The sequence below is a fragment of the Actinoplanes sp. NPDC051537 genome, from assembly GCF_055586105.1.
Genome location: NZ_JBVJIU010000029.1, coordinates 43408 through 65277, shown reverse-complemented (window position 1 = coordinate 65277; position 21870 = coordinate 43408). Strand labels below are relative to the sequence as shown.

Annotated in this window: 16 protein-coding genes; 7 read left to right on the top strand and 9 right to left on the bottom strand. The window is 71.3% G+C overall.

The genetic code is table 11. The annotated features are described in order from the left end of the window. The first annotated feature begins 59 nt into the window (after positions 1 to 59). The 6 genes from dinB to ACZ6TB_RS45500 all read left to right on the top strand — a co-directional run bounded on the left by dinB (position 60) and on the right by ACZ6TB_RS45500 (position 7264). The gene (gene dinB, locus ACZ6TB_RS45525; protein WP_465567049.1) at positions 60 to 1235 is read left to right on the top strand and encodes a DNA polymerase IV; all 1176 of its coding nucleotides are present in this window, start codon (positions 60 to 62) and stop codon (positions 1233 to 1235) included. 71 nt (positions 1236 to 1306) lie between these two features. Next, complete coding sequence (locus ACZ6TB_RS45520; protein WP_465567047.1) at positions 1307 to 1618, top strand: CU044_2847 family protein; 312 nt, start codon at positions 1307 to 1309, stop codon at positions 1616 to 1618. A gap of 213 nt (positions 1619 to 1831) precedes the next feature. Continuing rightward, positions 1832 to 3601 carry a discoidin domain-containing protein gene (locus ACZ6TB_RS45515; protein WP_465567045.1) on the top strand — a complete coding sequence of 590 codons (1770 nt, stop codon included), beginning with the start codon at positions 1832 to 1834 and terminating at the stop codon, positions 3599 to 3601. A gap of 100 nt (positions 3602 to 3701) precedes the next feature. After that, complete coding sequence (locus ACZ6TB_RS45510; protein WP_465567042.1) at positions 3702 to 4748, top strand: LacI family DNA-binding transcriptional regulator; 1047 nt, start codon at positions 3702 to 3704, stop codon at positions 4746 to 4748. Positions 4749 to 4958: 210 nt separating this feature from the next. Continuing rightward, positions 4959 to 5588: a DUF2461 domain-containing protein gene (locus tag ACZ6TB_RS45505; RefSeq protein ID WP_465567039.1), complete on the top strand. Its 630-nt coding sequence runs from the start codon at positions 4959 to 4961 to the stop codon at positions 5586 to 5588. 47 nt (positions 5589 to 5635) lie between these two features. Next, complete coding sequence (locus ACZ6TB_RS45500; protein ID WP_465567036.1) at positions 5636 to 7264, top strand: eCIS core domain-containing protein; 1629 nt, start codon at positions 5636 to 5638, stop codon at positions 7262 to 7264. Here the strand turns inward: ACZ6TB_RS45500 and ACZ6TB_RS45495 are convergent. The 8 genes from ACZ6TB_RS45495 to ACZ6TB_RS45460 form a co-directional block, all read right to left on the bottom strand. Next, entirely contained in the window at positions 7261 to 8541 is a 1281-nt protein-coding gene (locus ACZ6TB_RS45495; protein WP_465567034.1) for an ABC transporter permease, read from the bottom strand. The two genes, ACZ6TB_RS45500 and ACZ6TB_RS45495, sit on opposite strands and share 4 nt — an antisense overlap. Further along, positions 8538 to 9260 carry an ABC transporter ATP-binding protein gene (locus ACZ6TB_RS45490; RefSeq protein WP_465567031.1) on the bottom strand — a complete coding sequence of 241 codons (723 nt, stop codon included), beginning with the start codon at positions 9258 to 9260 and terminating at the stop codon, positions 8538 to 8540. Before ACZ6TB_RS45490 ends, ACZ6TB_RS45495 begins: the two co-directional genes overlap by 4 nt. Positions 9261 to 9298: 38 nt before the next feature. Then, positions 9299 to 10318, bottom strand: a complete 1020-nt coding sequence (locus tag ACZ6TB_RS45485; protein ID WP_465567028.1) for an efflux RND transporter periplasmic adaptor subunit — start codon at positions 10316 to 10318, stop codon at positions 9299 to 9301. Positions 10319 to 11037: 719 nt separating this feature from the next. Further along, positions 11038 to 11361 (bottom strand): hypothetical protein, encoded by a 324-nt coding sequence (locus ACZ6TB_RS45480; RefSeq protein WP_465567026.1) that lies wholly within the window; start codon positions 11359 to 11361, stop codon positions 11038 to 11040. 138 nt (positions 11362 to 11499) lie between these two features. Next, the gene (locus ACZ6TB_RS45475; protein WP_465567023.1) at positions 11500 to 12720 is read right to left on the bottom strand and encodes an MFS transporter; all 1221 of its coding nucleotides are present in this window, start codon (positions 12718 to 12720) and stop codon (positions 11500 to 11502) included. 119 nt (positions 12721 to 12839) lie between these two features. After that, entirely contained in the window at positions 12840 to 14054 is a 1215-nt protein-coding gene (locus tag ACZ6TB_RS45470; RefSeq protein ID WP_465567020.1) for a hypothetical protein, read from the bottom strand. Next, positions 14047 to 15186, bottom strand: a complete 1140-nt coding sequence (locus ACZ6TB_RS45465) for a type III PLP-dependent enzyme (protein WP_465567017.1) — start codon at positions 15184 to 15186, stop codon at positions 14047 to 14049. The genes ACZ6TB_RS45470 and ACZ6TB_RS45465 overlap by 8 nt, the downstream gene beginning before the upstream one ends. Before the next feature lie 8 nt (positions 15187 to 15194). Beyond that, positions 15195 to 17960: a putative bifunctional diguanylate cyclase/phosphodiesterase gene (locus tag ACZ6TB_RS45460; protein WP_465567014.1), complete on the bottom strand. Its 2766-nt coding sequence runs from the start codon at positions 17958 to 17960 to the stop codon at positions 15195 to 15197. Between the two features lie 180 nt (positions 17961 to 18140). Here ACZ6TB_RS45460 and ACZ6TB_RS45455 point away from each other — a divergent pair, with 180 nt between their 5' ends. After that, positions 18141 to 21380 (top strand): GH92 family glycosyl hydrolase, encoded by a 3240-nt coding sequence (locus tag ACZ6TB_RS45455; RefSeq protein WP_465567011.1) that lies wholly within the window; start codon positions 18141 to 18143, stop codon positions 21378 to 21380. Here ACZ6TB_RS45455 and ACZ6TB_RS45450 read toward each other — a convergent pair. After that, on the bottom strand, positions 21362 to 21781 hold the full coding sequence (locus ACZ6TB_RS45450; RefSeq protein WP_465567009.1) for a PPOX class F420-dependent oxidoreductase: 420 nt from the start codon (positions 21779 to 21781) through the stop codon (positions 21362 to 21364). The genes ACZ6TB_RS45455 and ACZ6TB_RS45450 overlap by 19 nt on opposite strands. Positions 21782 to 21870: the final 89 nt, after the last annotated feature.

Genomic DNA, 21870 nt, shown 5'->3' with positions numbered 1-21870 from the left:
GATGAATATCTTCCCAGCTCATCTGGTATGAGTCGAACAGGCGTCCTAAACTCCTCTGCGTGACGATCCTGCACGCCGACCTGGACGCTTTCTACGCGTCCGTCGAGCAGCGGGACGACCCGGCGCTGCGCGGCCGGCCGGTGCTGGTCGGCATGGGCGTGGTGCTCGCGGCGAGCTACGAGGCAAAGGCGGCGGGCGTCCGCACGCCGATGGGGCTGACCCAGGCCCGGGCGCTGTGCCCGCGCGCCGTCGTGGTCCCGCCGCGCATGTCGGCGTACTCGAAAGCCAGCAAGGAGGTTTTCGAGATCTTCCGGGACACGACGCCGATCGTCGAGGGCATCTCGATCGACGAGGCCTTCCTCGACGTGACCGGCCTCTACAAGATCCGCGGTCCGGCCCGGCAGATCGCCGCCAAGCTGCGCGCCGACGTGCGGGCCGGCGTGGGCCTGCCGATCACGGTCGGCATCGCCGGCACCAAGTTCCTGGCCAAGGTGGCCAGCGGCGTCGGCAAGCCGGACGGCCTGCTCGAGGTGCTGCCCGGCAAGGAGCTGGAGTTCCTGCACCCGCTGCCGATCGAGCGTCTCTGGGGCGTCGGCCCGGTCACGTCGGGCAAGCTGCGCAAGCACCAGATCACCACGGTCGGGCACGTGGCGCGGGTGGGTGAGGCGGCGCTGGTCGCGATCCTCGGCGGCCACCACGGGCGGCATCTGCACAACCTCGCGCACAACCGCGATCCCCGGCGCGTACGGGTGGGGCACCGCCGTGGCTCGATCGGCTCGCAGTGCGCGCTGGGCCGCCGCCCGCGCCCGTTCGAGGAGATCGACGCGACGCTGGCGGCGCTGGTCGACCGGGTGACCCGCCGCATGCGGGGCGCCAACCGGGCCGGCCGCACCGTCACGCTGCGCCTGCGCTTCGACGACTTCGGCCGCGCCACCCGGTCCCGCAGCCTGCTCAAGGCGACGATGCAGACCCGCACGGTCCTCGAGACCGCCCGCGCGCTGCTGGTCGAGGCCCGCCCGCTGATCGAGACCCGCGGCCTGACCCTGGTCGGCGTGGCGGTGAGCAACCTGGAGGGTGACGGCAACGTGCAGCCGTCGCTCTTCGACGAGCTCACCGACGACAGTCTCGACGTGGCGATGGACGCGGTGCGCGACCGCTTCGGCTCGAAGTCGCTGACCCGGGCCGCCACCCTCGGGCGCGACCTCCACCCGTCGGTCCCGATCCTCCCGGACTGACCCGCGACGCTTGCTCTTCCGGCCGGCCGGCCGGCCGACCACCGGGCGGTCGCGGCGGTAGCGTGTCCGCCATGGAGACCGAGGTCGTCAAGTACACCGCCGGCGATGTGACCGTGTCGTTCGAGGTCGAGCCGGCCGACGGCTTCGTGCCCGCGGCCTCGGCCGAGGAGGTTGTCGGCCGGGTGCGCGAGGCCGTCGCCCCCGCGATCGCGGCGGCCCGGGTCGTGCTCGAGCAGGTGCGTGAGATGAGCCCGGACAAGGTCGAGGTCAAGTTCGGCATCAAGGCCACCGGCACGATGAACTGGTTGGTCGCGAAGGCGGCCACCGAGGGCAACTTCGAGGTGACCCTCTCCTGGGAGCCCTCCCGCGGTCACAAGGGCTGAGGCTGTCCTTCCCTCACGGTTCCGGAACCGTGTGCTTTCCCGGCGTCGACCTGCGTCTACTCGTTCGTCAAGATCGGGAAGCGCTTCCCGGGCCTCTACCAGGCATTGACAGGGCTTGAAGCGGCGGTTCACAGTGGCGTATCGAAGAGCGCTTTCACGGCCCGTTCCCCGACGGGTCATCTCTTCGAAACATCCCCCGAACTGGAGTCGCCCATGACCTCCCCAGTCCTGGACGGGCTCGCGACGCGCCGGCGCCGGCCGTCACCCGCCCGATTCCTCGCCTTCACCGCCGCGCTCGGCGGGCTGCTGGCGGCCTTCCTGGTCGCCGCGACATCCAACGCCGAGGCCGCCGAGGTGGTGGTCTCGCAGGGCAAGCCGGCGACGGCGTCGTCCACCGAGACCGCCAACGGCTACCAGCCCTCCGAGGCGGTCGACGGCAACAACGGCACCCGCTGGGCCAGCGCCTGGTCTGCCGCTCAGTGGTTCCAGGTCGACCTCGGCGCCTCGACCTCGGTCAGCCGGATCGCCATCAACTGGGAGGCGGCGTACGCCACCGCGTTCTCCATCCAGTTCTCGGCCAATGGGTCTTCGTACACTCAGGCCTACGCGACCACCACCGGCACCGGCGGGCAGCAGAGCATCGCCGCCTCGGGCACCGCGCGCTACGTCCGGATCAATCTGACGACCCGGGCACTGGCCGCCTACGGGTATTCCTTCTGGGAGTTCCAGGTCTTCAGCGGCGGCACGACCACGCCGCCGACGACGACGCCGGCGACCACGCCGCCCACCTCCTCGGGCGGGGCGAAGCTGCTGTCGTACAACAAGCCGGCGCGGGCCTCGACCGAGCAGAACGACGCCCAGTGCAACCCCTGCACGGCGGACAAGGCGTTCGACAACGACCCGGCTTCGCGCTGGGCCACCAACCCGACCACCGGCTGGGTCGACCCCGGCTGGATCTACGTCGACCTCGGGGCGACCGCGCAGGTCAGCCAGGTGGTCCTGCAGTGGGATCCGGCGTACGGCAAGGCGTACCAGATCCAGGTCTCCGGTGACGCCGTCAACTGGACCACGATCTACTCGACCACGACCGGCGACGGCTTCAAGGACGTCATCAACGCCACCGGCTCCGGGCGGTACGTGCGGATGTACGGCACCGCGCGCAGCGGCCCCTACGGCTACTCGCTGTGGGAGTTCAGCGTCTACGGCACCGGCGGCAACCCGACGACCCCGCCCGCCCGGCCGGCCGACCCGACCTTCCCGGCCACCCGCCTGGTCTTCGACGACGAGTTCAACGGCGCGTCCGGCTCGGGCGTCGACACCTCGAAGTGGACGATCGACTCGGGCACCGGGCAGAACGGCGAGCAGGAGTACTACACCAACGGCAACAACGCGGCCATGGACGGCCAGGGTCACCTGGTCATGACCGCCCGCAAGGAGGCCGTCGGCGGCCGCGACTACACCTCGCACCGGATGAACACCGGCGGCAAGTTCACCTTCCAGTACGGCCGGGTCGAGGCCCGCATCAAGGTGCCGAAGGGCCAGGGCTTCTGGCCGGCGTTCTGGATGATGGGCGCCGACTTCCTCACCGGGCGGCCGTGGCCGTACAACGGCGAGGTGGACATCATGGAGGTGCTGGGCAAGGACACCTTCACCAGCTACTCCACGCTGCACGCCCCGATGTACAACGGCGGTGGCGGCTACGGCCAGTCCTACAAGGCCGCCGGCAACGCCGACCTCTCCAGCGACTTCCACACCTGGGCCGCCGAGTGGGACAGCAAGGGCATCAAGTTCTTCCTCGACAACACCCAGGTCTTCTACGCCAGCCGGGAGACCGTGGAGAACACCAAGGGCGCGTGGATCTACGACCACCCGTTCTACATCATCCTGAACCTCGCGGTCGGCGGCGACTGGCCGGGCGCCGTGGACGGCACCACGCCGTTCCCGTCGCAGATGCTCGTCGACTACGTCCGCGTCTACCAGTAGGGAATCGACGATGAGCACGGGCGCCGCCGCTTCCCGCGACGGCGCCCGTGGCCCTGAGAGCGCTCTCCACGCGCTCGGGCCCGGTGCTATAACAGACCGCATGAGTTCCCGGCCGGCCCGCGGTGGCCAGCACCCGACGATGGACCAGGTGGCCGAGGCCGCAGGGGTCTCCCGGGCCACCGTCTCCCGCGTGATCAATGGCGCGCCCAGCGTCGACGCCAAGATCCGCGAGATGGTGCAAAGAGCGATCGCCGACACCGGGTACGTGCCGAACGTCGCCGCCCGCAGCCTGGTGACCCGCCGCTCGAACTCGGTGGCCCTGGTGATCAGCGAGCCCGACCGCCCCGACAACCACAGTTTCCTGAACCGCATCTTCACCGACCCGTACTTCGGCCGCATCACGGCCGGCGCCACCAGCGCGCTGCGCCCCCACGACATCCACCTCGTGGTGATCCCGACCGACTCGACCGACCACCACCAGGTGGTGCGCTACCTGCGCCAGGGTCACGTCGACGGGGTGTTGCTGATCAGCAGCCACGAGCAGGACACGCTGCCCCGCCAGGTGCACGACCTCGGCATCCCGGCCGTGGTCTCGGCCCGGCCGACGTCGCCGATCGCGGTGAGCTTCGTCGACGTGGACCAGAAGCTGGGCGCCCAACTGGCCGCCGAGCGCCTCCTCGCGCGCGGTTGCCGGCGCCCGGCCACGATCAGCGGGCCGCTCGACATCCCGTCGGGCCTGGATCGCTTGGACGGCTTCCGGTCGTACCTCGTCTCGCGTGGTTTTGCCGCCGTCCCCACCGTCGAGGGCGACTTCACCCGAGCCGGCGGCGAGGCCGCGGCCCGGCGGCTGCTGGCCACCAACCCCGACATAGACGGTCTCTTCGTGGCAAATGACCTCATGGCGGAGGGGGCGTTGCGGGCCGTGCAGGACCTGGGCCGCCGCGTCCCCGACGACATCGCCGTGGTCGGCTTCGACGACAGCAGCGCGGCGCTCGACTGCCGGCCGTTGCTCACCACGATCCGCCAGCCGGTCGAGGAGATGGCCGCGGAGATGGCCGAGGTGTTGCTGGCCCACATCGCCTCGCCGGGGCGGCTGCCGCGCTCGGTGACGTTCCAGCCCACCCTGGTGATCCGCGATTCCGCCTGATCACCCCAGTCGAGCTGGCTCTCCGGGATGCCCGCGCGCAACCCGTAGTCGACCGCCTCGGCCCGGCCCGCCCGCTCCCGCCAGCATCTCGGCCAGCTCGCCCGCCCGCTCGCCCCCGCCCGCAGGCTCTCGGCGATCAGGCACCCGGTCAGCATGAGCGCATCCGATAGTCCATTTCCGGTTCGGGCCACGTTCAACGACAATCCCACGGTGACATTCCGTGGGTGGCCGAGTGAGGCGCTCGAGTTCTACGAGGGGCTCGAGGCCGACAATTCCAAGACGTACTGGACGACACACCTCACCGTGTACGAGACGCAGGTGCGCGAGCCGATGCAGGCGCTGCTGGCCGCGATCGAGCCGGAGTTCGGGCCCGGCAAGATTTTCCGGCCCTACCGTGACGTGCGGTTCAGCGCCGACAAGACGCCCTACAAGACGCACCTGGGGGCCTGGCTGTCCTACGGCGGGTACATCCAGTTGTCGGCGGACGGTCTCGCGGCCGGGAGCGGGATGTACCAGATGGCCCCCGACCAGCTGGCCCGCTACCGGCGGGCGGTCGCCGACGACGTGGTCGGCGCCGAGCTGGAGCGGCTGATCGAGCGGCAGAAGGTCGACGTGGTCGGGCACGGAAGCCTGAAGACCGCGCCGCGCGGCTTCCCGAAGGACCACCCGCGGATCGACCTGCTGCGCCACAAGGGACTGACCACCTGGAAGGACTGGGAGCCGGCCGCCTGGCTGGGCACGGCCGCCGCCCAGAAGCGGATCGTCGAGTTCCTGCGGGCCAGCCGGCCGCTGCGGGAGTGGCTGGACCGCAACGTCGGGCCGACCACCGAAGGCTCATGACAGCAATACGACATGGCCATCGGCGCCGGGCGGTGGTTTGCTGAGGCATGCCGCGTGACCGACGAGCTCACGACAAGCAGGACCCGGACCTGACGACGGGCGCCCACGGGCCGGCCGATCCGGCGGTGCCGCGCAAGAGCCTGAACAGCGAACTGCTGCGGCTGCAGGGCGCCGGCGGCAACCAGATGGTCGTACGCATGCTCGAGGCGGCGAACGAGACGCAGGGCGCCGCGGAGCAGATGCGCGAGCGCGTCGCGTCCCAGCTCGGGCGCGGCGAAGCGCTGCCGCACGACGTCGCGGCGGAGGCGGAGTCCGATCTGGGCGGCTCGATGGGCGGCGTGCGGGTCCATCGCGACACGGCGGCGGCCGACCTCGCCGGCGATCTCGGCGCGCGGGCGTTCACCACGGGACAGGACGTCTTCTTCGGCGCCGGTGAGTACGACCCGTCGTTCAAGAGCGGCTACGGCCTGCTGGCCCACGAGCTGGCGCACACCACCCAGCAGTCCGACGGCCAGGTGGCGGCGAAACCGGTCGGGCCGGGCCTGGCCGTCAGCTCGCCCCACGACCACGACGAGCGGGCCGCCGACCAGGCGGCAGACCGGGCATCGGCGCGGAGAGAAGCCCGAGGACCGGCCGGCGTCACGGAAACAGGCGGCGAGATCAAGGCGGCCCGCAAGGCGACCGGGGCGGGCGAGGTGATTCAGCGCAAGCCGACCGAGATGGACCTCAAGTTCATGGCGAGCGGCTCCGACGTGACCTTCACGCCGAAGGGACTGGCGCTCTCCCCGGGAACGAACGCCCTGCTCGACTTCAGCGACTTCCCCGACGGGCTGACCGGCGAGGTGCACATCGACGCCGGCACGACCGCGCTGGTGCGGATCATGATGCACATCCACATCTTCGAGGACAACTGGATCATCAACGAGCGGCTGGACCAGCAGATCGCCGTCGACTGGAACGTGACCGCCGCGGCCGACGGCAAGCTCACGATCGAGCCGACCTCGAAGACGTGGCGGGGGGAGCCGAGCAACAGCGACATCAAGGCCGGCCTCACCGACATCAACGCCAAGGACGGCAACGGCTACGTGATGATCAATCCGGTGATCGCGAGCGGCGGCGGCTCGGGTGGCATCTCGATCGGCGTCGGGGTCTCGGCGAACACGCCGCCGCAGAGCGTGTCCCTGCCCTTCACGCTGAAGATCGGGGTGGACAACATCAAGCCGCCCAAGGAGCCGACCGGCACGGTGACCATCGGCGAGATCAGCATGCAGAAGACCCACGGCGTCTACTTCCCGGCCCCGAAGAACGGCAAGGGCCAGTCGGCCGTGGTCAACGACGAGATCACCAAGTTCGCGATCTGGTACAACTCGCTGAGCGAGACGACCCGCAAGCGCATCGAGAAGGGCGAGCTGGCGGTCGAGCTGACGGCCTACACCAGCACGACCGGCGACATCGCGTACAACGAGCAGCTGGCCGACGACCGCCGCGAGACCGTCGAGCAGTTGCTGCGGCGCCGGGCCGGCCGCGACGCCAAGATCGATCGCAGCCGGGCGCTCGGCAAGCTGGACACGCCCACCCCGGATCAGAAGGAAGACGCGGAGTGGCGCAAGGTCGTCATCACCGTCTTCGATGTGATGTCGGAGGGCGAGAAGCCGCCGGCGGGGGCGATTCCCTAGGCGCGCATCACCGTCGCGATCGGGATGCGGGCGGCGCGCAGGGCGGGGACGAAGCCGCCGAGGACGCCGGCCACGATGCCCGCGATGATGCCGGCCACGCCCGCCTCCCAGGGGAACTGGACGTTCTGCAGCAGCGGCTCGGAGTGGCCGACCAGCGACGAGACGACCTTGAGGGCGGCCGCGCTCACCCCGATCGCCGCGGCCGCCGTCAGCAAGCCGGTCAGCAGGGTCTCGGAGAGCACGATGCCGGCCAGCAGCGCGCGGGGCGTGCCGACGGCCCGGCGCAGGGCGAACTCCTCGACCCGCTCGCCGACCGTGGCCAGGCCGACGTTCAGGATGCCGGCGACGCCGATGAGCAGCACCAGGCCGGCCATCGAGAAGAAGATCAGCCGCATCAGCGAGAGCTCCTTCTCGCGTTCCTTCTTGGAGTTGATGGTCGACACGTACGGCTCGGCGCCGATGCCCTTGAGCTTGGCGGTGAGGACCTGCTCGGCCGGGGTCGTGGGCGTCATCAGCACCTGCAACTCGCCGCCGCCCGTGTTGGGGTCGGAGAAGCCGGCCGCCGGCAACCAGTTGGTGAGCTCGTCGAGGCGTACGTAGGCGCGGGGTTGTTGATCTCCGTCGTCCACCACGCCGACGAACTGGGGCGTCAGGTTCGCGGTGGCGCCCCCGACCCGCATCTCGGCCGGCACGTGGTGGCGCGCGAAGCCCTTGGCCGCCTCCTTGTTGAGCACCAGGTGCGGCGCCATGGCGGGAATCGTGCCGAAGTCGAGCCACCGCCCGGACTCGAGCCGGAAGGGCCGGAACACCCGGATGTCCCCGGTCAGCGCGGTGAGGCGTACCTCCACCGCTTCGCCTTTCGGTCCGCTCGGTCCCTGGCAGTTGCCGTTGGCGTCGCAGTATTGCGGCGAGCCCCAGTCCTGGTCGATCGGCGAGCCGCCCTCGTTGACCGGCCGGACGCCGGGCTCGCCGATGATCGCCTGGGTGCCCATCGCCGCCACCGCGTCCGACCGGCCCTTCAGGGTGCCGACCACGATGTCGGTGACGCCCGGCTGCGGGCCCATGTCCATGACGTGCGTGCCCTCGATGCCCTGGGTCAGCTCGATGTCGGCGAGCAGCGCGTGCTCGGCGATGCTGGCGCCGGCCTGCACGACGACCACGGCGAGCACGCCGAGAAAAAGGCTGACCATCGAGAGCAGGGTGCGAAGCTTGCGGGCGCGGATGCCCTGGACGCCGATGATCAAAGATGAGCGCGTACGCCCGGAGAGCCGTCTCATGCCGGGACCCGTTCGGTGAGGACGCCGTCGACCAGGTCGAGGATCCGGCCCATCCGAGCGGCGTGATCCCGGTCGTGCGTCACCAGCACCAGGCCGCACCCGCGCTCGGTCGCACTCAGCAACGCGTCGATCACCAGGGTCCCGGTCTCGGTGTCCAGAGCCCCGGTCGGCTCATCGGCCAGCAGAACACGCGGATTGCGTACGAGGGCCCGCGCGATCGCCACCCGCTGCTGCTCGCCGCCGGACATCCGCGCCGGGCGGTTCTTGGCCAGATGCGCGATGCCGACCTGGTCGAGGGCCTCGAGCACGCGCCGTCGCCGCTCCCGCCGGGGCAGCCAGCCCTGCCCGTTGACCAGCGCCATCGACACGTTCTGGGCCGCGGTGAGGTGCTTGAGCAGGAAGAACCGCTGGAACACGAAGCCGAAGTGCGAGCTGCGCAGCTTGGCCGCCCGCCGCTCGGGCAGCCGGCTGATGTCCTGCCCGGCCAGGTGGTACGTGCCTTGGTCGGGCCGGTCGAACAGCCCGATGACGCTGAGCAGCGTGCTCTTGCCCGAGCCGGAGCGGCCGACGATCGCGACGCTCTCGCCGGGCTGGACGGTCAGGTCGACGCCGTCGAGGATCGTCCGCGGTTGTTGCTGGCCCTTGAGCACCTTGGTGATGCCGGCCAGCTCGATCAGCGTGTCTGGTTGTCCGCTCGTCCAGGCTTGTTCGTCGCTCATCCGGGCTTGTTCGTCGCTCGTCCGGGCTTGTTCGTCGCTCATCCGGGTGCTCCCGAGCCGCCCTGGTCGCCCGGCTGCGGCGCGGCGGTCGGCAGGTCGGGCCCGGGCACGGCGATGGTCTCGTCGCCCTTGAGGCCCTTGCGAATCTCGATGACCTTGCCGTCGGTGAGGCCGAGCGTCACGTCGACGGTCTTGCGGGTCTGGTCGGGCCCGACCACGTCGACCTTGCCCCGGCCCTGGATCCCGGCGACGGCCTCGACCGGCAGCACCAGCACGTGCGAGGCCTTGGCGGTGACCACATCGAGCGTGACCGCGGCCCCGTTGATCAGCTTGACGTCCTCCGGCGCCGTGCAGACCAGCCGCAGCCCGGTCGGCTCGGACCCCTCGCTGCCGCCGGTGTCGCCGGTGTCCCCGGCCGGATCGGGCAGGCTGACGACGGGCGGCCCGCCGGACGGGTTGGTGGCCGGCGCCGTAGTGGACGGCGGCGGTTCCGGAATCGTCCCGGCCGGCAGCGCGGCGATCGTGCCGAGCGCCTCACACGCGAACGGCCCCGGCCCATTCTTGATCTGCCCGCGAACGGTCTTCACGGCCCCCGAGATCCGGTACGCCTGGGCGCTGTCGATGTCGGCGACGATCCCGTAGCCCGCATACTTCGCCGACACCACCGGCATGCCCTTGGTGACGTCCGCATGGTCGTCCATGAGCCGCCCCGCAAGCGTCGAGTCCTTGGGAATCTCCACCCGCCGAGGCACACCGTCGTCCCAGACCGAGGCCACCCACAACGGCCGCGTAGCCGGCGTCTTGGACGGTTGCTTGTCGAGCCACCGAAGCTCCCCATCAACCGGCGCCACGATGCCGAAGATCGGGTTGATGGTGACCTTCCCGCTCAGGCTGATCCGATTGCTCAGATCCTGCCGCGTCGGCTTCACCGTGGTGAAGACCGTCCCGCGATCGGCGAGCCCCGGCGTCTCGGCCGCATCCGTGGACGACGTGCACCCGCACAACAGGGCGCCCGCCGCGACCACGACGCCCAAGTGGGCGAGCCTGCGTCTGTCCACGAATCTCCCCTTCGCCGGGTTGGCCGGTGCGCCGGGCAACAACAACGAAGACCGCCGATACGCCCTGGCGGGGGAGACGCTACATCGATCATGCAACCCCGCAGCGGACGCTTGTCACCACGCTGAGTGGTCGCGGTCGGGGTCCCGGAGATCGGGGATGGGGGGTTGGCCGGAGTGCCGCCGGGCCGAGCTGAACCGAGCCGAGCCCGCCGGCCAGCCCGCCTGCCCGCCTGCGGCTGAGCGGTACCCGGTCGGCGGGGAGGCGAGCGCTGTGGCCTTGGCCCGCCCTGGGTGGGCGCTGTGGCCCGAGCCCGCCCCCGGTGGGCGCTGCGGCCGAGCTCGTCCGACGTGATTCGCAGCCGGCGTCCTCCGAAGGACGCAGTCCCCGCCCCAGCAGTCCCCGCCCCAGCAGTCCCCGCCCCGAGCAGTCCCCGCCCCGAGCAGTCCCCGCCCCGAGCAGTCCCCACCCGTCAACTGGGTGGGGCGACGTTAGCGCCGGCATACGACATTTTCGGACGGCCGTCCACAGGGCCTTGGCGCTCGATGAGCGGTGATCGGTGGCCGGGATCTGGTGCGAGATGGCCGCAGAGAAAGCTGAACCGGAACGAGCGCCCCCGTTGGTCCCCCACCCCGTCAACTGGGTGGGGCGACGTTAGCGCCGGCATACGACATTTTCGGGCGACCATCCACAGAGGGCCTTGGAAAACCCCACCCAGCGTTCAACCCGCCACAGTCAATCGAAACGGAACCGAAGCCCCTTCCGGCTCCCCCGACACGGGCCGCGCCGTGATGGTCACTGCGGCTGCGTCGGCGCGGGCCACCCGGGACGTGGTCAAAATCAGCACCGCCACCCCGCCCAGCCTCGGCATCAGCGGGTAGAACTCCACCGCTACCCCGCGGGGCAGACCATCTGCCCCGAGCCGCACGCGGGTGCGCCTCAAGCGGTGTGGTGCGCGGAAGGTGACCAGCACGGCCGCCATGGCGCCGCACGCGACCTCGGCCGCTATCGGGTCCAGGGCCATGGTGTATTCGTCGTGTCGCACGGCGGCTCCGGGAGGATGAGCGGCGAGACGGACGGTGACAAGAGATGCGGGCGGTGACAAGAGAAACGGGCGGTGACAAGAGATAAGGGCGGCCGGCACCCCAGGCCGGCCGCCCGAAGGGTCGCGCTGGAGGCAGAGTTAGCTCTGGGCGGCCGTTGAAACCTCGACGGTCGAAGCAACTTCCGAGCGGCGCGCCGCCCAGCCGAACAGGAGCATCGCGGGCAGCAGGAACAGGCCCGCCACCGAGATGCCCGTTCCCAGGGACGTGCGGGAGGCGATCACGCCGACCGGCGGGCCGCCGGCGATCTGGCCGAGGGCGTCGGCCTGGGCCTGGATCGAGAAGACCGTGGCCCGCGAGGACGGGGCCGTGGCCGAGACCAGCCAGACGTTCAGGATCGGGGCCGACGTGTCCCGCAGCAGTCGCACCAGCAGGTAGAGCGGCACCGCCACCCACCAGACGCCGCTCAGGCCGAACCAGATCATGCCGGCCGCCGTGATCGCCTGGACCGCGGCGAGCAGGCGGCCGACCCGGCGCGGGTGGGCCAGGTCGAGCCGGCGGCCGATCAGTCCGGTGGCGGCGATCGCACCGAGCGAGGCGATCACCGCCAGCGCCCCGAAGATCAGGGGGCGGTCACCGACGTACGGGATCAGGAAAGGCTGGCTCAGGCGGTCGAAGCCCTCGCTGCTGAGGCCCGCGAAGAACGTGCCGGCCACGATGCCGGTCAGCAGCGCGCTGCCCCGGACGGCGCGGCCGCCGGCCACCACCTGCCGGCCCATCGAGCTCAGCGCGCCGGAAGCGACAGGCGAAGGGGACCACCGCCGCTCGGTCATGAGGACCGCGAGGAGTGCGCCGAGGAGCAGCGTCAAAACACCACCGGCGACGATCGGGACCGCCAGGCCGAAGACGGCGAGCCCGACCGCGGCGAGGATGCCGAGCAGCGAGCCCGCCTGGCCGATCTGGCCGCCGCGCACGAAGGCGGAGGTGACCCGGTCGGGGTCGATCTCGTCGGCGGCCCAGGCCTCCTCGGCGCCGTCGACGCAGACCGCGCCGATCGACCAGATCACGTTGGCCACGATGATCGCGGCGAACGACGGGACGAGGCCCCACACGAGCAGGCCGGCGCCCATCAGCAGGTAGCCGATGATGACCGAGAGCCGGCGGCTGATCACGTCGGCGATCACGCCGGTGGGCACCTGGGCGACGAAGCAGACCGTCTCCATCACGGTGCCGACCAGCACGAGCTGCAGCGGCGACAGCCCGACGACGGTGGCCTGGTAGATCAGGTTGAGGGTGAAGGCGATCTTGCCGGCGAACGAGCCGAGACCGCAGATGAGCAGATAGAGCCGATATGGCGACATGCGGAAACTCCGAGATCGTCAGGTCCCGGCGCTCAGACGTACGCGTCGCCTGCTAGAGGGTCATCAGCCCGGCAGACCGCGCACAGCACCGGAGGGACACACGATGGAGTGCGCAGATGTCATGGCCGAAGTTTCGGAGAGGGCGCGAGGGCTGTCAACCAATTTACGAGACCGGCCCAGATCACGACGGCGGCGAACCCGAGGACCAGCGACGCGCCACTGGCCACGATCCCGATGGCCGAGGCGGAGACAACCATGGGGAGCGTACGCACGGCGATCGCCCCGCCGAGGGCCCGGACCGCGGCGCTGTACGCCAGGTTCCGGGTCACCGACTCGGGCGACGACGTGGCCGCGACCCGGGCGTCCATGTCGCCCTCGAACGCGGTCTGCGCCAGCCCGGCCGCGAACTGCGCCACCAGCACCATCGGCGCGAACGACGGCGCGAAGATCCAGCCGGCCAGCATGCCGAGCCCCCACAGGCACCAGCGCAGCACGACCGGCAGCCGCAGCCGCCCGATCAGCGCGACGGCGGTGGTCGACAGCAGGGTGCCCAGGCAGAACGCCACCGCGGCGCCGGCCACCCAGCGGCCGCCGTGCAGTTGCTCGGTGACCGGCACGGCGAGCAGCGCGGGCCCGGCCGCGATCAGCATGACCGCGCCGCCGGAGATCAACAACCGGGTTGAGGGCAGCGGCAGGCGACCGGCGACGAAGGGACCGAGCGAGATCCGGGAGCGGCGGGCGATCAGCACGGTCGGCAACAGCGAGCCGAGGTAGACGGCGAAGACGGCGCCGAGCAACCACCCGGTGGGATGGCCGTCCGGGCCGGTCGGCAGCAGTGCGGCGAGCGCCGTGCCGGCGGCCTCGACCCCGGCGATGCACACCGCGTAGCGGGTCATCGAGCGCGGCGACGCGTCGATGGCGGTGACCTCGGCCCGCATTCCGGCGAAGCCGGCCCACGCGGCCACGTGCATGAGGACGACGGCGGTGGCGATCGCGGCCGGCGGCGCACCCATGACCAGCCCGGCGAGCACGCCGAAGCGCAGCACGACCTCGGCGCCGGCCGCGGTGCGCAGCAGGCTGCCGCCGGCCAGCCGCCGGGCGAGCCAGCCGGTGACCGGGGCGGACAGCACGACGCCGCCGAGCATGGCGGCGTTGTAGAGGGCGGCCTCGGCGAGGCCGCCGCGGGCGGTGGCCAGCAGGACCACGACGGTCCAGCCCAGCGCCATGCCGAACGAGTCGACGATGCCGGAGACGAGCAGCTCGCGCAGCCGTCCGGCCCGGCGCCGCCCACCCGGCCGGGCGCGACGCCGGCCGGGGAGGCGGGGGTCAGCCACCGATGAAGGTCGGCGTGGGCGGCGGGAATCCGTTGAACGAGGTGGCGTACGAGAGCGTGTAGGCGCCCGCGGATCCGAAGTAGACCACGTCGCCCACCGTCAGCGTGGACGGCAGCATCACCCCGTACGCGAAGGTGTCCGCACTGTCGCAGGTCGGACCGCTCAGCGTGTAGGGCAGGAGATCGCCGGAGGGCCGGGAGGTCCACATCGGATAGCTCCAGCCGCCCGGGATCTGCAGCGGCTCGGTCATCCCGTGGAACGCGCCGACCTCGAGGTACAGCCAGTTCTCGTCGCCGCGGATCTCCCGGCCGATGATCGTGGCGGCCAGCACGCCGGCCTCGGCGACCAGGTGCCGTCCGGGCTCGGCCGCGACCAGCTCGGGCCGGTACGGCAGGTCGATGATCTCCTTGGCGATGATCTCGCCGATCTCCACGATCGAGGGGCCGGCAACGCCGTAGCGCGCGGGGAAACCGCCGCCGAGGTCGAGCATCTCCAGCTCGATGCCGTCCGGGAGCAGCATCTCCATCAGCGTGCCGGCGGTGCGGATCGCGGTGCGCCACGCCTCGGTGCTCTCGCACTGCGAGCCGACGTGGAAGGTGACGCCGTACGGCCGCAGCCCGAGCCGCTGGGCGAGCAGCAGCAGGTGATAGGCGTCCTCGACGTCCGTCCCGAACTTGCGGGACAGCGGGAAGACACTCGTGCTGTCGTCGACCCGCAGCCGTACGTAGACGGCCGCCCCCGGCGCCAGGTCGGCGATCTTGGCGAGCTCGCCGGGGGAGTCGACGCTGAACCGCCACAGCCCGGCGGCCGCCGCGGCCTCGATGTGCGCGGGCGGCTTGATCGGGTTGCTGTAGAGCACGTCGGCCGGGTCGACGCCGAGCGCCTGGAGCGTGCGCAGCTCGCCGATCGAGGCGATCTCGAAGCTCGACCCGCGGCCGCGCAGGGCCTGGAGGATCTCCGGCGACGGGTTGCACTTCATCGCGTAGAAGACCGAGACATCGGGCAGGGCCGCGACGAACGCGTCGTACCGGGACGCGACCATGCCGAGGTCGGTCACCAGGTACGGCGTCGGGATGTCGATCAGCCGGAGCATCGCCGGGGAGAGCAGGGACTCGACGGTGCCCGTGGACATGGAACTCCTCATGAGGTGGAGACGGCGAGGAACAGGGCGCCGGCCTCGTCGGCCGGGACCGGGCGGGAGAAGTAGTAGCCCTGCGCGAAGTGACAGCCCATCTCCCGCAGCGCCGCGAGCTGGCCGAACTCCTCGATGCCCTCGGCCACGGTGGCCATGCCGAGGCTCTTGCCGAGCTGCACGATCGTGTCGGCGAGCGCGGTGTCGTCGGTGAGCGCGCCGAGCCGCTCGACGAACGACCGGTCGATCTTGAGGGTGTCGACCGGGAACCGGCGCAGGTACGCGAGCGACGAGTAGCCCGTGCCGAAATCGTCGATGGCCAGCGTGACGCCGAGCGCCTTGAGCCGTACGAGCTGCTCGAGGTTGTCGTCGGTGTCGGTCATCAGCACGCTCTCGGTCATCTCGAGGCACAGCTGGTCGGCCGGCATGCCGGTCTCGGCGAGGATGCCGCCCACCACGTCGACGAGGTCGGCCCGGTCGAACTGGCGGACCGAGACGTTGACCGCCATCTTCACCGGGCGGCCGCCCGCGGCGGTGCTCCACTCGACGGCCTGCCGGCACGCCTCGCGCAGCACCCAGCGGCCCAGCGGCACGATGAGCCCGGTCGCCTCGGCGATCGGGATGAACTCGGCCGGCGGGATCATGCCGCGCGTCGGGTGCTCCCAGCGGGCCAGCGCCTCGAAGCCGATGACCTCGCTGCTGGCCAGGTCGACCGTGGGCTGGTAGTGCAGGTGCAGCTGGCCGCGCTCGAGCGCGACCCGCAGGTCGGCCTCCAGCTCGAGGCGGGCCACGAGGCCGGCCAGCATGTCCGGGTGGTAGCTGGCGAAGCATCCGCCGCCGGCCGACTTCGCCTTGTACATGGCCAGGTCGGCGTTGCGCATGAGCTGCTCGGCGCCGTCGCCGTTGCCCTCGGTCGGGCCGAAGGCGCCGTCGCTTTCGGCCGCGCCGAGGACGCGGGCCGAGGCCAGGCCGATGCTCGCCGGCACGTGGATGTCCCGGGTCTCGCTGCCGAACGGCTGCTCGAGCACCTCGACGATCCGGCGGGCGACCTGCTCGGCGTCGTCGGCGTCGCTGACCGCCTCGATCAGCACGGCGAACTCGTCGCCGCCGAAGCGGGCCACCACGTCGCCCTCGCGCACCGAGGTGCGCAGCCGGTCGGCGACCTGCACGAGCAGCTGGTCGCCGGCGAGGTGCCCGAGGCTGTCGTTGACCTCCTTGAAGCCGTCGAGGTCGAGGAAGAGCACGGTGACGTCGTCGTCCGGGCCGCGGCGGCGCAGCGCCTCGGCGACCCGCTCGCGGAACAGGGCGCGGTTGGCGAGCTGGGTGAGCGCGTCGTGGTACGCCTCGTGCACCAGCTGGTCCTGCAGTTCCTTGCGCTCACTGATGTCGCGGGTGTTGAGCACGAGGCCGGCGACGCTGGGGTCGGACAGCAGGTTCGTGATCGTCATCTCGGCCTGGCGCAGGCGCCCGTCCCGGTGCCGGACCGGCAGCTCGAGCACGGTCGTCGCGTACGGCCGGCCGGCGACCTGCCGCAGCGCCTGGGCGAGCCGTACCGCCGACTCGGGGTCGACGAGCTTGGTGAGGCGGCGGCCGGTCAGCACGTGCGCCGGGTAGCCGAAGACGCGCTGCACCGACTCGCTCTGGTAGAGCACGTCGGCCTCGGGCGAGACCACGGTGACGACGTCCGAGCTGTGCTGCACGAGCGCGTGGAACCGCTGCTCGCTGGCGAACAGCTCGGCCGTCCGGTCGGCGACGCGGGCCTCGAGCGTACGGGTGAGGTTGCGGTTCTCCCGGAGGGTGAGCAGCTGACGCCCGACGATCAACAAGATCAAGGCCGAGCGGGTGTACGCGACGAAGAGGTTGCTGTGCCCGGTCTTGGCATACCAGACGACGGTCGTCAGGAGGGCCGCCAGCACGGCGACGTAGGGCAGCAGGATGCCGACCGGCTGACCCTCGGCCGCGGCCGCCTCGTCGGCCGCGGACGCGGGCCGGACCGGCTTGGCCGCCGCCAGCAGGATCAGCATGAAGCCCGCGAACCAGCCGATGTCGGTGACGCCGCCGGACTCGTACGCGCCGATGAGGTTGAGATAGGCGTAGCAGATGTCGGAGGCCGCGAACGCCACGATGCCGCCGCCGACCAGGGCGAGCTGACTGAACGTGCGGCCGTGCCGGCGCTGCTGGGCGAGCATGTAGATGACGATCGTGATGATCACGACGTCGCCGAGCGGGTAGGTCAGGCTCACGTAGAGCGCGATCGCGGTGTCCCGGCCCTCGGAGAGCAGCGGCGCGACGACCCAGATCCAGGCGATCAGGCTGAGCGAGGCGGCGACCATGAGGCCGTCCAGCACGCTGCGCACCCGGTTGGCCAGCGCCTGCGTGCTGCTCGGCAGGATGAGCAGCCCGATCGGGGTGAGCAGGACCATGCCGATGTAGCCGAGGTCGGCGGGCGAGGGGAACGGCGCCGCCTCGCCGCGGAACGTCTCGAGGTAGACCCAGGTCCACTGGCCGAGCCCCCAGCTGAGCACGCCGAGCCCGACGAAGCCCCAGCCCCAGCGCATCCGCCCGGCGAACGAGCGGGCGCGGACCAGGCAGGCCACGGCCGCGGCGAGGGCGCCGAGGCAGAGGCCGAAGTTGGAGACGAACTGCGAGAAGCGAGGGCCGCCCACGGCCGTGCCGAGCACGAGCGCGAACAGGAGAACGACCGTTCCCACGATCAGGCACAGCCGCGGCCAGCGGCCAAGCGCGACCGGGGCCGTGGCCCGCGGTTCGTTCATGCCTGCCTCCGGTCAGCCTGGGTCGTTGTCTTCGAGATCGGGACCGAACGCCCGGCCATGAGGGTTTCGGCGGGCAAAGCCGGAGCGGGCGGGTGCAAATCGGGTGCGAGTCATTGACTTCTGTCACTGGCCTACGACAACGTTGTCAACGGGAGATCAATGCCGTCACAGGAGGTTTCGATGACCGCATTAGCATCGGCCGCGTTGCTCGCCGCCACGATGGCGCTCGCGCCGCCCGCGCCCGTCCCGTCGGCCGTCACCGCCGCGCCCGCCGCGGTCGACTCGGTCAACCCGTTCGTGGGCACCGAGAACTTCGGCAACACGTTCCCCGGGGCGAGCGCGCCGTTCGGCATGGTGCAGGTCAGCCCGGACACCGGCGGCCAGGGCGGATACGACTACAAGCAGACCTCGATCTACGGCTTCAGCCAGACCCACCTGTCCGGCGTGGGCTGCGGGGTGGCCGGCGAGCTGCCGATCATGCCGACCACGGGCGCGGTCACCAGCGTCGACCCGAACGCCTACAAATCGCCGTACTCCCACGACGACGAGTCGGCGTCACCCGGCTACTACCGGGTCGGGCTGCCCCGATACGGCGTCGGCGCCGAGCTCACCGCCACCGCCCGGACGGGCTGGCAGCGGTACACGTTCCCGGTCTCCGGCCAGGCGAACGTTCTGTTCAACACCGGCAAGGCCAACCAGTCGGTCTTCGACTCCGAGATCCACGTGGTCGGCGACCGCACGATCGAGGGCCGCGTGCACGCCGGCAACTTCTGCGCCGGGAAGGACGACCACACGGTCTTCTTCTCGGCCCAGTTCGACCGTCCGTTCGCGTCCTACGGCACCTGGCGCGGCTCGGCGATCTCGTCCGGCGCCCGGGACGCGGCCGGCACGGGCGGCAACGGCGCGTTCGTCACCTTCGACGCGACCGCCGACCGGGACGTCGTGCTCAAGGTCGGCCTCTCCTACACCGGTGTCGCCGGCGCCCGCGCCAACCTCGCCGCCGAGACCGGCGACGGCTTCGACTTCGACCAGGTCCGCGACTCGCTGCGGGCCTCCTGGGTGGCCGCCCTCGACAAGATCAAAATCTCCGGTGGTACGGACGAGAGGCGCACCGCCTTCTACACGGCGCTCTACCACGCGCTGCTGCACCCCAACCTGGCCGGCGACGTCGACGGCTCGTACACCGGCTTCGACCGCGCCGTCCACCGGGCCGAGGGCTACACGCCGTACCAGAACTTCTCGCTCTGGGACACCTACCGCCCGCAGAACCAGCTGCTCGAACTGCTGACCCCGCAGGTGGCGCGGGACGTGGCGCTGTCGCTGGTGGCGATCGGCCGGGACGGCGGCTGGCTGCCCCGATGGGCGCTGGCCGACAGCGAAACCAACATCATGACCGGCGATCCGGTGACCCCCTTCCTGGTCGAGGCCTGGTCGAAGGGGCTGCTCAAGGGACATGAGCAGGAGGCGTACGCGTTGCTGCGCGCCAACGCCCTGAGCCGGCCGCCCGCCGACTCGCCGTACAACGGGCGGACCGGCATCGACTACTACAGCGCCCGCGGTTACATCCCGTCCGGCCTTCGGCTCGGGACCGACTGCGCGGCCAAGGGCGGGGACAACGACTGTCAGCACCCGGCCTCGGCGACGCTCGAGTACTCGGCGGCCGACGCCTCGCTCGCGCTGATGGCGGCCGGGCTCGGCAAGAAGGCGGACGCGGCGCTGTTCGCCCGGCGCGGCCAGTGGTACCGCAATCTCTGGGACCGCTCGATCGGGCAGTTCCGCCCGCGGACCACGGCCGGGACGTGGCTCACGCCCTACGACCCGGTGGCGGCGGACGAGCAGTTCCACGAGGGCGGCGCGTACCAGTACCAGTGGCTGGTGCCGCAGGACCCGGCGGGACTCGTGGGGCTGATGGGCGGCCGGCGGGCCACCGAGAAGCGGCTCGACGACTTTTTCGCGTACGGGAAACTGCTCGGTGACCCGGCCGGGACCGCCCGGAGTGAGTGGATCGCCAGCCCCTACGACTACTACGCCAAGCCGACCTACAACCCGAACAACGAGCCGGACCTGCTCGCGCCGTACATGTACCACTGGGCCGGCGCGCCCGCGAAGACGGCGACCGTGGTGCGGGCCGCGATGACGCTGTTCACCACCGGGCCGGACGGGATGACCGGCAACGACGACCTCGGCACGATGAGCGCCTGGTACGTGTTCTCGTCGCTCGGCCTGTACCCGACCATGAGCGGCGGCAACTTCCTCGCGGTGTCGAGCCCGCAGTTCCCGTCGGCGGTCGTCGCCGTCGGCGGCCGGCAACTGAAGATCACCGCGCCCGGGGCCTCCGACACCGACCGCTACATCCAGCGGGTGAAGGTCAACGACCGGTCGCTGACCAAAAACTGGATCCCGTGGTCGGCGATCGGGTCGGGCGGCACGATCGCGCACACGCTCGGCGATCGGCCCTCGTCGTGGGGCACGGCGCCGTCGGATCAGCCGCCGTCGGTCAACCGGGCGCCGGCCGACGACCGCTCGCACCTCGACGCGTCGCTGCGGCCGGCGAGCGCGGCGCTGGCGGCCGGCGGCACCGTGACGCTGACCCTCGACCTCGTCGGTCAGGCGCCGGGCGTGCTGTTCCCGCGCGTGTCGGCGACCGCGCCGGCGGGCTGGACGGTCTCGGTCGAGCAGCCGCGGCCGATCGTCTCGCGGCGCCTGCCGGTGGGGGTCTCGACCACGCTCTCGGTCACGGCGCCCGCGGGTGCGGCGCTGGGGACGTACCCGCTGAAGGTGCGGGTGACCGGCGCCGAGCCGGTGGAAACGACGGCGAGCCTGGTCGTCAGGACGCCCTTGACCTGTGCTTCCGAGGCCGATGGGCAGTGCGCCGTCGGGCTGGCGGGGGAGATGACGCGGGACGGCACGGCCACCGTCGCGTCGCCGGCCGAGGGGAACTTCGACGGCGGCGGCTGGAGCTACGACGCCGCGCTGATGCCGGCGGCCGGCCCGGTCACCTGGGACGGGGTGTCCTACGACGCGCCCTCGCCGCTCGGCGGCGCTCTCAACTTCGTGCAAGCGAACGGGCAGGCGTTGCTCCTGCCGGAGTCGTCTGCCGCGTCTCTTCGGCTCGTGATGACCTCGCACAACGGGCCGGTGAGCGGGGCGCTGACGATCGGCTACACGGACGGGACCAGCGCCGACGTGCCACTGACCATCGCCGACTGGTGCGGGACGGCGACGACCGGGACGACGGCGGTGCTGGCGATGGACCACCGGATCAAGGCCGGGCAGGGTGTGGACGGGCCGCCGGTGAGCCTCTTCGGGGTGACGGTTCCGCTGGCGGCCGGGAAACAGGTGCGGTCGGTCGCTTTCCCCGCCGACCCGCGCCTCTATCTGTACGCGATGACGCTGGTCGCTCAGGAAGCCCAGCCGTAGAGGTGCTCGACATGGATGCGGACGACCAGCCGGCCGTCCGCCACCATGGCCCGGCGGTAGTCGTCCCAGTCCGGGTGCTCGTGGCCGGTGATCAGCCGGTAGACCTCGATAAGCTCCTCCACGACGGCGTCGTCGAGGGCCCAGGAGACCGCGCTGAGCTCGGCGGTGCCCTCGGCGACCGCGTAGCCGTGCCCGTCCTGCGCCGTGACCTTCATGCTCACCCGGGGGTCGCGGCGCAGGTTGTGCACCTTGGCGAGCGCCGTCCGGGTGGAGAAGCGGACAGTCCGGTCGGCGGCGATGTAGCTGACGTCCGACAGCTGCGGCCGCCCATCCTTCTTGATCGTCGCCACGGTCCCGAGCCGGCCCGCGGCGATGACGCCCCAGAGCAGATCTTCAGCCATGATCCAAACGATACGGCCATCTCGGTCGAAAGGCCCGGCCAACGCCGCCGTCATCCGGCCCACCCGGCGAGCGGGCTCAGATTCGCCGC

Excerpts from the sequence above, each read along its gene's own strand:
- ACZ6TB_RS45520 (WP_465567047.1), top strand. The coding sequence starts at position 1,307 with ATGGAGACCGAGGTCGTCAAGTACACCGCCGGCGATGTGACCGTGTCG.
- ACZ6TB_RS45515 (WP_465567045.1), top strand. The coding sequence starts at position 1,832 with ATGACCTCCCCAGTCCTGGACGGGCTCGCGACGCGCCGGCGCCGGCCG.
- ACZ6TB_RS45510 (WP_465567042.1), top strand. The coding sequence starts at position 3,702 with ATGAGTTCCCGGCCGGCCCGCGGTGGCCAGCACCCGACGATGGACCAG.
- ACZ6TB_RS45500 (WP_465567036.1), top strand. The coding sequence starts at position 5,636 with ATGCCGCGTGACCGACGAGCTCACGACAAGCAGGACCCGGACCTGACG.
- ACZ6TB_RS45495 (WP_465567034.1), bottom strand. The coding sequence starts at position 8,541 with ATGAGACGGCTCTCCGGGCGTACGCGCTCATCTTTGATCATCGGCGTC.
- ACZ6TB_RS45490 (WP_465567031.1), bottom strand. The coding sequence starts at position 9,260 with ATGAGCGACGAACAAGCCTGGACGAGCGGACAACCAGACACGCTGATC.
- ACZ6TB_RS45475 (WP_465567023.1), bottom strand. The coding sequence starts at position 12,720 with ATGTCGCCATATCGGCTCTATCTGCTCATCTGCGGTCTCGGCTCGTTC.
- ACZ6TB_RS45465 (WP_465567017.1), bottom strand. The coding sequence starts at position 15,186 with ATGTCCACGGGCACCGTCGAGTCCCTGCTCTCCCCGGCGATGCTCCGG.
- ACZ6TB_RS45460 (WP_465567014.1), bottom strand. The coding sequence starts at position 17,960 with ATGAACGAACCGCGGGCCACGGCCCCGGTCGCGCTTGGCCGCTGGCCG.
- ACZ6TB_RS45455 (WP_465567011.1), top strand. The coding sequence starts at position 18,141 with ATGACCGCATTAGCATCGGCCGCGTTGCTCGCCGCCACGATGGCGCTC.
- ACZ6TB_RS45450 (WP_465567009.1), bottom strand. The coding sequence starts at position 21,781 with ATGGCTGAAGATCTGCTCTGGGGCGTCATCGCCGCGGGCCGGCTCGGG.